The 13121-nt window shown below is 51.9% G+C and carries 16 protein-coding genes; 2 read left to right on the top strand and 14 right to left on the bottom strand.

Annotated elements, in window-relative coordinates; all coding sequences use genetic code 11:
• Positions 1 to 12 precede the first annotated feature (12 nt).
• The 7 genes from H8K38_RS08900 to H8K38_RS08875 form a co-directional block, all read right to left on the bottom strand.
• Positions 13 to 873: a cytochrome c oxidase subunit 3 gene (locus H8K38_RS08900; RefSeq protein ID WP_186884462.1), complete on the bottom strand. Its 861-nt coding sequence runs from the start codon at positions 871 to 873 to the stop codon at positions 13 to 15.
• Positions 874 to 912: 39 nt separating this feature from the next.
• The gene (locus tag H8K38_RS08895) at positions 913 to 1128 is read right to left on the bottom strand and encodes a DUF2970 domain-containing protein (RefSeq protein ID WP_186884461.1); all 216 of its coding nucleotides are present in this window, start codon (positions 1126 to 1128) and stop codon (positions 913 to 915) included.
• The gene (locus H8K38_RS08890) at positions 1125 to 1715 is read right to left on the bottom strand and encodes a cytochrome c oxidase assembly protein (protein WP_186884460.1); all 591 of its coding nucleotides are present in this window, start codon (positions 1713 to 1715) and stop codon (positions 1125 to 1127) included. Before H8K38_RS08890 ends, H8K38_RS08895 begins: the two co-directional genes overlap by 4 nt.
• Before the next feature lie 13 nt (positions 1716 to 1728).
• Positions 1729 to 1836 carry a cytochrome oxidase small assembly protein gene (locus H8K38_RS18250; RefSeq protein ID WP_222610806.1) on the bottom strand — a complete coding sequence of 36 codons (108 nt, stop codon included), beginning with the start codon at positions 1834 to 1836 and terminating at the stop codon, positions 1729 to 1731.
• Positions 1837 to 1885: 49 nt separating this feature from the next.
• Positions 1886 to 3481 (bottom strand): cytochrome c oxidase subunit I, encoded by a 1596-nt coding sequence (gene ctaD / locus H8K38_RS08885; protein WP_186884459.1) that lies wholly within the window; start codon positions 3479 to 3481, stop codon positions 1886 to 1888.
• Between the two features lie 32 nt (positions 3482 to 3513).
• Positions 3514 to 4686 carry a cytochrome c oxidase subunit II gene (coxB, locus tag H8K38_RS08880; protein ID WP_186884458.1) on the bottom strand — a complete coding sequence of 391 codons (1173 nt, stop codon included), beginning with the start codon at positions 4684 to 4686 and terminating at the stop codon, positions 3514 to 3516.
• 232 nt (positions 4687 to 4918) lie between these two features.
• The gene (locus H8K38_RS08875; protein WP_186884457.1) at positions 4919 to 5833 is read right to left on the bottom strand and encodes a methyltransferase domain-containing protein; all 915 of its coding nucleotides are present in this window, start codon (positions 5831 to 5833) and stop codon (positions 4919 to 4921) included.
• A 260-nt stretch (positions 5834 to 6093) separates the two neighbouring features.
• Between H8K38_RS08875 and H8K38_RS08870 the strand changes: the two genes are divergently transcribed.
• Both H8K38_RS08870 and trmL read left to right on the top strand, forming a co-directional pair.
• Positions 6094 to 6669, top strand: a complete 576-nt coding sequence (locus tag H8K38_RS08870) for a ComF family protein (protein WP_255422892.1) — start codon at positions 6094 to 6096, stop codon at positions 6667 to 6669.
• 9 nt (positions 6670 to 6678) lie between these two features.
• Entirely contained in the window at positions 6679 to 7149 is a 471-nt protein-coding gene (gene trmL / locus H8K38_RS08865) for a tRNA (uridine(34)/cytosine(34)/5-carboxymethylaminomethyluridine(34)-2'-O)-methyltransferase TrmL (RefSeq protein WP_186884456.1), read from the top strand.
• Between the two features lie 47 nt (positions 7150 to 7196).
• Here trmL and rfaE2 read toward each other — a convergent pair whose 3' ends face one another.
• The 7 genes from rfaE2 to H8K38_RS08830 all read right to left on the bottom strand — a co-directional run bounded on the left by rfaE2 (position 7197) and on the right by H8K38_RS08830 (position 12979).
• Positions 7197 to 7676, bottom strand: coding sequence for a D-glycero-beta-D-manno-heptose 1-phosphate adenylyltransferase (gene rfaE2 / locus H8K38_RS08860; RefSeq protein ID WP_186884455.1), 480 nt, complete (start codon positions 7674 to 7676; stop codon positions 7197 to 7199).
• 151 nt (positions 7677 to 7827) lie between these two features.
• Positions 7828 to 8760, bottom strand: a complete 933-nt coding sequence (locus H8K38_RS08855; RefSeq protein WP_186884454.1) for a CysB family HTH-type transcriptional regulator — start codon at positions 8758 to 8760, stop codon at positions 7828 to 7830.
• 13 nt (positions 8761 to 8773) lie between these two features.
• Positions 8774 to 9838: a sulfate/molybdate ABC transporter ATP-binding protein gene (locus H8K38_RS08850; protein ID WP_186884453.1), complete on the bottom strand. Its 1065-nt coding sequence runs from the start codon at positions 9836 to 9838 to the stop codon at positions 8774 to 8776.
• 15 nt (positions 9839 to 9853) lie between these two features.
• Positions 9854 to 10759 carry a sulfate ABC transporter permease subunit CysW gene (gene cysW, locus H8K38_RS08845; RefSeq protein ID WP_186884452.1) on the bottom strand — a complete coding sequence of 302 codons (906 nt, stop codon included), beginning with the start codon at positions 10757 to 10759 and terminating at the stop codon, positions 9854 to 9856.
• Positions 10759 to 11619: a sulfate ABC transporter permease subunit CysT gene (cysT, locus tag H8K38_RS08840; protein WP_186884451.1), complete on the bottom strand. Its 861-nt coding sequence runs from the start codon at positions 11617 to 11619 to the stop codon at positions 10759 to 10761. The genes cysW and cysT overlap by 1 nt, the downstream gene beginning before the upstream one ends.
• 175 nt (positions 11620 to 11794) lie before the next feature.
• Positions 11795 to 12664, bottom strand: coding sequence for an EAL domain-containing protein (locus H8K38_RS08835; RefSeq protein ID WP_186884450.1), 870 nt, complete (start codon positions 12662 to 12664; stop codon positions 11795 to 11797).
• A gap of 99 nt (positions 12665 to 12763) precedes the next feature.
• Positions 12764 to 12979 carry a molybdopterin-binding protein gene (locus tag H8K38_RS08830; RefSeq protein ID WP_186884449.1) on the bottom strand — a complete coding sequence of 72 codons (216 nt, stop codon included), beginning with the start codon at positions 12977 to 12979 and terminating at the stop codon, positions 12764 to 12766.
• Positions 12980 to 13121 lie beyond the last annotated feature (142 nt).

The raw sequence follows: 13121 nt of genomic DNA, 5'->3' as shown, positions 1-13121 counted from the left end.
CTGTTATGCGGATCAAAGCCAGTAGACAACGACATACAAGCCCAGCCAGACCACGTCAACAAAGTGCCAGTACCACGCTGCGCCTTCAAAAGCGAAATGCTGTTCTGGTGTGAAATGCCCCTTCAGAACACGGTACAGCACCACCGACAACATGATCGCTCCCATCGTCACATGGAAACCGTGGAAGCCGGTCAGCATAAAGAAAGTCGAACCATAAATGCCGGAGGTCAGTTTCAGGTTCAGTTCGCTGTAAGCATGCATGTATTCATAGACCTGAAAGCCCATGAACACTGCGCCCAGCAAAACGGTGGCTGCCAGCCAGAAAGCCGTGGTGCCACGGTGACCTGCACGCAAGGCATGATGCGAGATCGTCAGTGTCACACCGGATGTCAGCAGCAATGCGGTATTAATCGTCGGGATAGGAAATGGTCCCATCGTTTTAAACGCTTCAACCGTGCCGGCAGGGCCAGCATTACCCCACTGCGCTGAAAAATCCGGCCATAATACTTTGTGATCCAGATCGGCCAGCCAAGGCATGGAAATACTGCGGGCATAGAACAATGCCCCGAAAAAAGCAGCAAAGAACATGACTTCGGAAAAAATGAACCAGCTCATGCTCCAGCGGTAAGAGACATCAATCCGGGCGCTGTATTTGCCGCTTTCCGATTCGGCAATCGCATCGCCAAACCAGTTATACAACACCACCAGTGTCAGAAAAATACCCGCAAAGTTAACATAAGAACCCCAGCTCACTGCATTCACCCAGGCAGATGCGCCTATCATGGTCAGCAACAAAGAGGCTCCCGCCAGCACCGGCCACTTTGACGGCCCAGGCACGAAGTAATAAGGGGCTTTCGCGTTTGAAGTACTCATTTCCATCTCCCGATACATTTGAATGTACTACTCGAATTATTATTTTGCGACGACAGACTTGACGACCAGCACCAGTACAAAAATGAAGATCAGGGCGCCGATGATGCCCGCGATGATCACGTGCACCGGATTCAGATGCGCGGCGTCCTGTTCGTAATCATTTTTTTTGCGGATTCCCAGGAATGACCAGAACACCGCTTTCATCGTCGCCAGAAACGATACCTTGCGTTGCGTCGCCTGCTTCAGATCACTCATGTTTTTCCTTGTGTGCCAGAACTTGCTACCTTGCTCTTACCACCGACTTCAAAAAACGTATATGACAAGGTGATGGTTTTCACGTCTTTCGGCAACGCAGGGTCAATGTAAAACACCACTGGCATTTGCCGAGCCTCGTTCGCATTCAGCGTCTGCTGTTGAAAACAAAAACACTCCATCTTTTTGAAGTAATTACTTGCCTGCTGCGGTGCATAGCTCGGTATCGCCTGCGCATCCATCTTGTAAGACTGTTTATTCACTACCTCATAAACAACTTGCGCCATTTCACCCGGATGCACCTTGATGCTGGAAACCGTAGGGCGGAAACGCCATGGCCCTTGCGTGTTCGCATCAAACTCCACAGTAATTTCACGCGTTTTGTCGATTTGAGAATTGCTTACTTCCTTTAACGAAATATCTTTTGGCGTCAGGATATTCACACCGGTCAACTCACAAATCTGTTTGTAAATCGGTACCAATGCATAGCCAAAACCAAACATCATGACCGCGATCAACAGCAGCTTGCCAAACATTCTGGCATTCAGCTGATGGGCTTCAGTCTTCGTGTTTTCGTCAGATCCGGACATCAGATATTCCGCTTCACCGCAATAAGCCCTGTTTGACAAACACGCCGATAAAAAATATCAACGCGACAGAAAGCAGGATTAATGCAGTGCGTAAATTGTTAGGTTTGTTGTCGTTTTTCATTTTTATTCAGAGGTACCGGAAAATTATCCGGCACCTCTGCCTTTATTCATTATTTAACGACAGGAGGCTCTTCGAAGGTGTGGAACGGTGCCGGACTTGGTACTGTCCACTCCAGCCCTTCTGCACCTTCCCATGGTTTTGCTGGTGCAGCTTTTCCACCTCTGATCGAAGGAATCACGACCGCCAGTATGAAATACACCTGCATCAGACCGAAACCAAACGCACCGACCGAAGCGACCGTATTCCAGTCAGTAAATTGCGCCGGATAATCAGCATAACGGCGCGGCATCCCGGCCAGCCCCAGGAAATGCATAGGGAAGAAAGTGATGTTAAAGGTGATCAGCGACAGCCAGAAATGAATCTGACCGCGGGTTTCGTTATACATGAAACCTGTCCATTTCGGACTCCAGTAGTAGTAACCCGCGAACAAGGCAAACAGCGAACCGGCAACCAGCACATAATGGAAATGCGCGACCACGTAGTAAGTATCCTGCAACTGAATATCAATCGGCGTCACCGCCAGTATCAGTCCAGTGAAACCACCGATGGTAAAGACGAAAATGAAACCAACCGCAAACAACATCGGTGTTTCAAATGTCATCGAGCCCTTCCACATCGTGGCCACCCAGTTAAATACTTTCACGCCGGTAGGAACCGAGATCAGCATGGTGGCATACATGAAGAACAACTGCGCCGTCACTGGCATACCGGTTGTAAACATGTGATGCGCCCAGACGATAAACGACAGAATCGCAATCGATGCTGTTGCATACACCATCGATGCATAGCCGAACAAAGGCTTGCGCGCAAACGCAGGCACGATCTGGGAAATGATACCGAAAGCCGGCAAAATCATGATGTACACCTCTGGATGTCCGAAGAACCAGAAAATGTGTTGATACATCACAGGGTCACCGCCACCAGCCGCATTGAAGAAGGACGTTCCGAAATGACGGTCAGTCAGGGTCATGGTGATCGCACCAGCCAATACCGGCATCACCGCGATCAGCAGGTAAGCCGTAATTAACCAGGTCCAGCAGAACATCGGCATTTTCATCAGCGTCATGCCTGGAGCGCGCATGTTCAGAATCGTAGTGATGATGTTGATCGAGCCCATGATGGACGATGCGCCCATGATGTGGACTGCAAAAATCGCCATGTCCATACCAGGTCCCATTTGCGTGGACAACGGTGCATACAGCGTCCAGCCTGCTGCGGTTGCACCACCCGGCACCCAGAATGACGACACCAGCAAAATCGCAGCGGGTGGCATCAGCCAGAATGAGAAGTTATTCATCCGCGCAAATGCCATATCGGATGCGCCGATTTGCAGCGGAATCATCCAGTTGGCGAAACCTACGAAGGCCGGCATGATTGCACCGAACACCATGATCAGACCATGCATGGTCGTCAATTGGTTAAAGAATTCCGGTTGCACCAGTTGCAGCCCGGGCTGAAATAACTCAGCGCGGATAATCAGGGCGAGAACGCCGCCTGATAACAGCATCGTGAATGCAAACCATAAATACAAACTACCGATATCTTTATGATTAGTGGCAAACAACCAGCGGCGGAAACCATGAGGATGGTCGTGCGCGTGGTCGTGCGAATGATCGTGAGCGTGATCAACAGTTGTGGTGCTCATCTTGTCTCCTGTTTCCGGTACGTTTAGTACGTTTACTTACGCGCAGCCAGAACTTCAGCTGGTTGGACGATATTTTCAGCGGCTTTATTAGACCAGCTGTTACGGGTATAGGTGATGACGGCGGCGATTTCCGTGTCGGACAAAGTGGATTTCCACGATGGCATCGCATTTTTGCCGTTCAACAAAATACCAACCTGACCCGCTTTGGCACCGTTGACAATCAGCGACCCCTCTAATGCAGGGAAGGCACCCGGAACACCTTTGCCGCTCGCCTGATGGCAGGCAACACAGTTAGCTGCATAGACTTTCTCACCACGCTGTTTTAACTCGTCAACCGTCCAGACTTTATTCGGGTCATCCGCTTTGGCGGCCATTTCTTTTTTCTTGGTATCGACCCATTTTTTATAGTCGTCGTCAGAAACCACATTCACGACGATAGGCATAAACGCATGTTCTTTACCGCACAGCTCCACACACTGACCGCGATAGACGCCAATTTTTTCTGCTTTGAACCAGGTATCGCGGACAAATCCGGGAATCGCATCCTGCTTCACACCGAAAGCCGGAATCGTCCAGGAGTGAATAACGTCGTTGGCAGTGGTGATAATGCGTACTTTTTTATTCACGGGGACGACGACCTGATTATCGACTTCAAGCAGATAATTATCGCCACGGGCTTCGGTCGGCGCAACGCCGGGAGAGCCAACCTGGGTGCGGGGTGTGGATAAGGTCGATAAGAAAGAAATGCCTTCGCCTTCACCTTTGAGGTAGTCATAACCCCATTTCCACTGCATACCAGTGGCTTTAATCGTGATATCAGCGTTCGAGGTATCTTTCATCGCCACGACTGTTTTGGTCGCTGGCAGCGCCATGCCGATCACGATCAGAAAAGGCACCACAGTCCATGCAATTTCGACTGTCGTACTTTCGTGAAAAGAGGCTGCCTTATGGCCGAGAGATTTCCTGTGTTTCAGGATGGAGTAAAACATGACTCCGAAGACGGCCACAAAAATGACCAGACAGATAACCAGCATCAGGTTATGTATCGAGTAAATTTGTTCCGCTATTTGTGTGACAGGTGTTTGTAAATTTAACTGGCGCACTGCCGGTCCACCCTGGCTGTCGACCACTGCCCACGCGGGCAGTCCTGCCGCCAGGAGCGAGGCACCCAGCATGAACGACTTTAATCGCTTTCCATGTTTCATGATATCCCCAAAACCCCGTTTAGAATTCTTATGAATTTGTCGTACCAGGACGCGGAATATTGTTACAAAGTGCGTGCTGGCAACTTCTACAACGTCGTGAGTATAAGGTGTAACTTAAAAGGATATCAAGCAGAATACAAACAAGAAATCAATGATCTGGCGCAAATGAAACAACGAATAATAGCGCTTGCTTATCACTTTAAGATGCTTCTTTAATCCAGATCAAACAAAATCAAGGTCGTTTTTTTGGTAAATCGAAGCGGACGATGGATTCGCCTGCAGCCGTTTTCTTATTGACTGGCTTGAAAGCATGCCCGTAAACCACCTCAAAACTCAAGGCAATACGGCCATCGGCAGCGCGTTGCTGCTCCAACGCCTTCAGCATTGCCTGATGCGCGTGTTTTCCGCTCAGACCCGGGCGACGGCTCAGCAGTGGATTGCCGCCAAGCGCACGCACGTCGGCCAGCAATTTTTCTGTGTCCTGATACGTCAGCGTGATTTTTTCCATATCCATCACAGGTGTGGAAAAACCGGCATTCACCAGCATGTCGCCGAAATCATGCATATCCACAAACGGCAAAGTATGTGGAAATTCATCGACATCAGCATAAGCCTGGCGTAATTCTTTCAAAGTATCCGGCCCGAAGCATGAAAACATCAGCAAGCCATCGGTGCGCAAGGCTCTACGCCATTCTGCGAACACCAGATCCGGTTGCGGATGCCAGTGCAACGCCAGATTCGACCAGATCAGATCAAGTGACTGCGATGGCAAAGGCAATTTGGCAAAGTCACCACAAATCAGATTGGCGCTCTGCTCACCACGTAAGGCGACCGGTGTCCATTTTGCAAACAAACGACCAACCGCACTCATCGCTGCCCGTTGTTGCTCCTGAATTTCTGCCAGCATCGCGGGTGCGGCATCCAGCGCCAGCACTTGCGCTCCGGCATACATGCGTTGAAACTCAGCGACATCGGCACCGGTTCCACAACCGGCATCGAGTATCTGCTCGGGGGTGATCCGCACGAGTTCCAGCTTTTCCCGCATACGCCCGGCAATCTCCCGACGTAAAAAATCAGAACCGGCGACTTTTGTCGGATGGGAAAAAAGCTGACGAACCAGCCTTGTGTCGATAGGTGCACTGAGCATAAGGAAAACGATCTTGGCGTCTGTTTGAGTGAGATAATGCGGGAGTTTACACGCTTGTGATTACGGCCGCTGCATCGCGGCACAAACAGATGATGCACTTACGGCAAATATTGCATAAAAGCTGGCAAGCTTCATTGACACAACTGCTGCCGTGCAGTTGTGCCTTATGTCATGCCCAGAATCCGGATGTTATTTGCGAACAGTGTCTGTCCACCTATTTTCCGCGCGACATCTGTCGTTGTGAACAGTGCGGTTTGAGTATGCCGCCGGGCGCCAATACGCCGCGTTGTGGCGACTGTCTGCAAAATCCACCGGCGTTCGACAGCACCATCGTTGCCTGCGATTACGAAGCACCGCAAGACCGTCTGGTGCTGTCGTTAAAATTCGGCCATCATCTGGCGCTCGCCCCGGTGTTTGCCGCAATGTTGCGCGATGCCATACTGCGTCAGAGCCACCAGGATTTGCCCGACTTTCTCTGCGTCGTGCCATTAAGCCAAAACCGGCTGACAGAGCGTGGATTTAATCAGGCGCTGGAAATAGGCAGACCGTTGTCGCAACATCTGGGCATCCCCTTGTATCCACAGGCATTACACAAAACCAGAGAAACCGCCAAACAAAGCAGTCTGGCGCCCGATGCGCGGATGCGCAATGTAAAAAATGCCTTCGTGCCCGATGATCAGCTGCTGCAGACAATCAAAGGCAGGCATATCGGTATCGTCGATGATGTCATCACCACTGGCATGACCCTGCACGAAATCGCTACAATGCTGAAACGTTTTGGCGCACGCAAAGTCAGCAACTATGTTTTTGCCCGCACTCCACATCATACTTATTAAGGAAACGCCTTGTTTCACGTCGTCCTCGTAGAACCTGAAATTCCGCCGAATACCGGCAACATCATCCGCTTATGCGCAAACACCGGAGCCCAGTTACATCTGATCGAACCACTGGGTTTTCCACTTGACGACAGCAAGATGAAACGCGCTGGTCTTGATTATCACGATTATGCGACGATGAAAGTGCATAAAAACTGGGAAGCGTTTCTGGCGAGTGAACAACCGGACGCACAAAGAATGTTTGCGATGACCACGCATGGCTCGACGGCATTTTCCAGCGTCGCATTTCACCCCGGCGATTATTTCGTCTTCGGCGCAGAAACCCGCGGACTTGCGACCGAATTGCGTGAATCTTTTCCGCTCAGTCAGCGCATACGCTTGCCGATGCGGCCAGACAATCGCAGCCTGAATCTGTCGAATACCGTGGCGGTCGTCATTTACGAAGCCTGGCGCCAGAACGGCTTTGCCGGCGGTGCCTGAGCTTAGAAAAACTGTGTCCGGCATTGCAGAAAAGCCGGACGCCGGTGTCAGTTTTGCGCCCGCACTTTCGCCAGCAACTTGCTGGTGGAACGATCATGTTCAAACTCAATCGCTGCCACCTGACCACCATACGCCAGCACCGCCTGCCCTTCAGGAATCGCGCTCATGTCGTAATCACCGCCTTTGACATAGATATCCGGATGCGCGCTGAGTACCGCTTCCAACGCGGTATCTTCATCGAAATCCACCACCAGGCTGACTGCCTCTAATGCCGCAACCACGGCCATGCGATCAGCACAGGTGTTCACCGGGCGGTCATCACCCTTGCCCAAACGCCTGACCGAAGCATCGGTATTCAGCGCCACCACCAGCGACGCGCCGTGTTCTCTGGCCTGTGCAAGATAGGTCACATGACCACGATGCAAAATATCAAAGACGCCATTCGTCATCACCACGGGTTTGGGTAATGCAGCAACCCGCTCTGCCAATGTGGCACGGGTACAGATTTTTTGTTCAAATGCAGGCATACGGATTCATTCAAAAAATAGCGACGAAAAAATAGCCGCCAAGAAAAGCGGCCATTGTACACGGCGTATTTCAAGCATCACGCAGATAGACGCGAATGCCGGTTCTGATGTCGGCACTTAAGCGGGCTGCGCAAACGACGTTTGCGGAAAATCAGTTATTGTCAGCGTCCGCAATCGCCTTGCGGATGTCTTCCTTACTCAGCGCTGGCGCAAACTGGCGGATAAAATCATAAGTGTAAGTGCGTAAATACGCACCGCGCCGCACCGCCAGCCGGGTCACATTCGGCGTGAACAAATGATCGGCAGCGATGGTGCGTAAGCCATTGGTACGATTCGTTTCTATCGCCATCGACGCCACAATACCTACACCCAAACCAAGCGCGACATATTGCTGAATCACGTCAGAATCCATTGCGGTCAGCACGATGTCGGTGCGCAAACCAGCATCGACAAAGGCGGCGTCGATATGGCCGCGACCGGTAAAGCCAACGTCATACGTGATCAACGGATAATTTGCCAGATCTTCCAGCGTCAGCGTTTCTTTACGCAACAAAGGATGGCCTTCCGGGACGACGATCACGTGATTCCATTCGTAGCATGGGAACGACACCAGATCCTTGAATTGCGATAAACCCTCAGTCGCAATGCCGATATCAGCTTTGCCTGACATCACCCATTCGGCGATGTGTTCGGGTGAGCTTTGTTGCAAGGCGATGCGTACCTCCGGAAATGCCTGACGGAATTGTTGCACCACTTTCGGCAGCACATAGCGCGCCTGCGTATGCGTGGTCGCAATCGCCAGCGTGCCTTTGGTCTGATCCGAATATTCACTGCCGGCCTGATGCAGATTTTCAGCTTCCAGCAGCAAACGTTCTATGATGGGCAGGATGCCTTTTCCGGGCTCAGTCAGGCCGGTCAGACGTTTGCCATTGCGTTCAAAAATATCCACGCCCAGCTCTTCTTCCAGCTCGCGGATCTGGCGGCTGACACCTGGCTGCGAAGTGAATAAAACATTGGCGACTTCGGTCAGATTAAAACCACGTCGGGATGCTTCTCTGATCGAGCGTAATTGTTGAAAGTTCATGGTATATCTCCGCTCAGTTGTTATCGACAAAGACGTGCAAGCGCTTGGGTTTGACCACCAGAGACTCACCGACTTTCAGTTGTAATTGCAGATAACGCTCGCTCGATATCATCGCTTCGACCAGATCGCCGTTATCATCACGCTCCATTTCCAGTTGCGCCAGCGGACCTATGCTGTGCACGCGCCGCAATTGCACAACCAACCCCTCGGCACCCGGCGCGTAGCGGTCGATCTCAAATTCATGCGGACGCACATAGGCCGTGCCGAAGGCATCTTTGGTATCGGCATGACCCGGCGCCTCAAACGGCACACCACCGGCATCGAGTATGCCTTCATGAACACGGCCACGGAACAGATTGACGTTACCCAGAAATCCATACACAAACGGTGTGGCCGGATGCTGATATACCTCGGCAGGCGCACCAACCTGTTCGACCTGACCCTGATTCATCAACACGATCTTGTCAGCAACTTCGAGTGCTTCTTCCTGATCATGCGTGACAAAAATACTGGTCACATGTAATTCATCATGCAGACGACGCAACCAGCGGCGCAGCTCTTTACGCACCTTCGCATCGAGCGCACCGAAAGGCTCATCCAGCAACAGCACGCGCGGCTCCACAGCAAGTGCACGCGCCAGCGCGATACGCTGCCGCTGACCGCCGGACAATTGCGGCGGATAACGGTCGGCCAGCCAGTCCAGCTGCACCAGCTCCAGCAGCTTCGTGACTTTTTCTTTGATCTGCGCTTCCGACGGACGCACATTTTTTGGCTTTACCCGCAAACCAAATGCGATGTTTTCAAAAATCGTCATGTGCTTGAACAAGGCATAGTGCTGAAATACAAAGCCAACCTGACGATCACGCACATGCTGTTGCGACGCGTCCTGACCATCGAGCAAGACTTGGCCGCTGTCGGCAAATTCCAGACCGGCGATGATGCGCAACAAAGTGGTTTTGCCGCAGCCGGATGGTCCTAACAAGGCCGTCAGTTCGCCATCGGGAAAATCCAGCGACACGTTATTCAGCGCAGTAAATTGACCAAAACGTTTATTTAATTGATGAACGGCGATACTCATGATTTTCGCTCCAGCTTATTCTTCAGAAATGGGGGCGCGACTCTCATTGGTGCGCCATTCAACGATCGTTTTTAATGCCAGCGTCAGCAAGGCCAGCAAGGTCAGCAACGAGGCCACCGCAAACGCCGCCACGAAGTTGTATTCGTTATATAAAATTTCGACTTGCAAAGGCATGGTATTGGTCTCGCCGCGAATGTGGCCGGACACCACCGATACCGCGCCGAATTCGCCCATCGCCCGCGCATTACACAGGATCACGCCATACAGCAAACCCCATTTGATGTTCGGCAAAGTCACATGCCAGAAGGTTTGCCAGCCTGATGCGCCCAGCACCAGCGCGGCTTCTTCTTCCTCACTGCCCTGCGCCTGCATCAATGGAATCAGCTCACGCGCGACAAACGGAAAAGTCACAAAAATCGTCGCCAGTACGATGCCGGGAACTGCGAACAGAATCTTGATATCGTGATCGCGCAACCATTCGCCAAACCAGCCCTGCGCACCGAACAGCAACACATACACCAAGCCTGAAATCACCGGCGACACTGAAAACGGTAAATCGATCAGCGTCAGTAAAACGCTCTTGCCACGAAATTCAAATTTCGCAATCGTCCAGGCGGCAGCAACACCGAAAATCAGGTTCAGCGGCACCGCAATGCCCGCCGCAATCAGCGTCAATTTAATCGCAGACAAAGCATCCGGTTCGACGATCGCTTCCAGATACACCTGCCAGCCTTTTTTCAAGGCTTCGGCAAACACCGCCGCCAGCGGCACAAATAAAAACAGAGTCAGAAACGCGAATGCGATCAGTGTCAGCGTGACGCGTATCCACAAAGGTTCCAGCGTCGCTGCCGGAGTGATCGCGGGTTCAGCACGACGTTGGTTTGCTAGCGGTAAGGCTGATGAAATAGTGGTAGTGCTCATTATTCTTTTCCTCCTTGCCGGCTGCGCGTCCATGCCTGCAAAGCATTAATTGACAGCAGCAGAACAAACGACAGCAATAACATCACAACCGCGATGGCGGTGGCACCGGCGTAATCGTATTGTTCTAATTTGGTAATCATGAACAGCGGTGTGATTTCTGAAATCATCGGCATGTTGCCAGCGATAAAAATCACCGAGCCGTATTCGCCGGTCGCCCGTGCAAACGCGAGCGCAAAGCCCGTCAGCATCGCAGGCAATATCGTCGGGAAAATCACCCGTGCGAACACTTGCCAATGGCTGGCGCCCAGACTCAGCGCGGCTTCTTCAAGTTCTTTTTCGGCTTCTTCGAGTACCGGTTGCACCGTGCGCACCACAAAAGGTAAGCCTATGAATGTCAGGGCGATCAAAATACCTAAAGGCGTGAACGCGACTTTGATGCCGAGCGGTGTCAGCAATTTGCCTATCCAGCCATTCGGCGCATACAAGGTCGCCAGCGTGATACCGGCGACTGCTGTCGGCAAGGCAAATGGCAGATCGACAAGGGCATCAATCAGGCGCTTGCCGGGAAATTTATAGCGCACCAATACCCAGGCAACGATGCCGCCAAACAGCACGTTGATCAGCGCGGCCAGAAAAGACGCACCGAAAGTCAGGCGATACGATGCCATAACACGTTCAGATGTCACGGTTTCCCAGAACGCCTGCCAGGTCATGGTGAAGGTTTTCAGAAAGACCGCAGAAAGTGGGATTAAGACAATCAACGCCAGGTAAAACAAGGTAAATCCCAGCGAAAGATGAAAGCCGGGAAGCACGCGTTTACTGGTCGGTTGACCGCCTGTTGCAATTGCAGCAGATGCCATAGTCAGCCTTTATTACTGATTCAACTAAAGATGGCAAATATTGGCAGGATTTTGATATAAGAAAAACGAATTTTTTGTTATGTCTTTAGATGATAAACACATATAGCAAGGCCGAAGTCAGTCACCAGGGCGACTGCGACGACGGCAACAACCGAGGCAACCGAAACACTGCGGCTCAGCCCGGCAGTTCCGCCCCGGCAGCTGCAACGGTCGCGCTTGCATGGGATGCGGCCGCTGGCAGCGCCACTGCTGGTCCGACCAGCGTTGCTTTCGGTAAGTCAAACAAAAAGCCCTGTACCAGATACGGGCTGGCCGTGTCGTTCGCCAGTTGCAGCGATAGCAAGCGCGCTTCATTTTCTATGCGCCGGAAAATGATATTGCACTGCGCCTGATCTGCACGTTGCAGCAAACTGATCTGCGCTGGCGCATGATTGGCGGCGCTGATGTCGATTTTGATCGCGTCAGGCCGTATGCGGTCAAGTAAATCACCCGCTTGTTCCAAGCTGCTGGCATTCACGCCGATGCGAAAGCCATTGCGGCGATAATTTTCGGCGACATGCGTCAGCACCCAGCGCTGGCTCGGCGTGATCAGTGGCAGTTGCAGAATAATCTGTTCATGCGGTATTTCCAGTGTATTGAGTATGCGGCGAAATGCGTTGCCGTGATTGCCTTCCACGGCAGCCAGCAAGCGGCTGTGCACGCTCAGATACAAATCCAGCCCCGGCTCTGGCTGCTGACGATAAAAATTCAGCGTATGCAGCAAGCGGCAGAGACGATCCAGCTCGACTGATTCATCATCATTCGCGACGTATTCCAGCAGCTTCCAGATATTGAGACCCTGATCGCCCGGATCATAACTGCGGGCATAGGCTTCATAAGCAACGATCTGATGATCCACACCCGAGCGTATCGCCTGAAACGCGCTGGTCAGGCTCGCATTGAAATAGCGTCCGCGGGCGCGTCCCTGCTCGTCCAGCCACAGATGGCTGCTGGCCATGGAATGACGCAGGCGGCTCAGATAATTTTGTAATGTCAGATGATGCATATTTCCTCCCTTCAGCGGCCACGCGGTGTTTTGCTCTGCAACGCCGTCAGTGCATGGTCGTCAGTGCGTGGTCGCTGTGACGACACGTAGTACGCGCAGTTACAGTTTCGCGATCGAGACTTCGGTTGCCTTCACCAGCGCCACCACGTCGCTGCCGACCACCAGATTCAGATCGCGGATAGAACGTGTCGTGATCACCGATGTCACGATGCCGGCCGGGGTTTCGACATCGACTTCGGAGACAACATCGCCTTCGATAATCGCTTTGATTTTGCCGCGGAACTGGTTACGTACATTAATCGCCTGAATTGTCATTTTTCTTCCTTTGTGATGCGGAAAATATCCCGGAAAACAGATACTCCCCCGCTTTTTTAATAAAACACCCCTAATGTCCTTGAATTCATTGGGGTTTAAAACATACTCCCCCGGAGTATTTTTATACTGATTTGATGCTGAT

Origin of the sequence: Undibacterium sp. FT79W (assembly GCF_014284215.1) — a bacterium.
GTDB classification, from domain to species: domain Bacteria; phylum Pseudomonadota; class Gammaproteobacteria; order Burkholderiales; family Burkholderiaceae_D; genus Undibacterium; species Undibacterium aquatile.
Note: the sequence above shows the minus strand (reverse complement) of the source record. Positions and strands in the feature narration are given on the sequence as shown.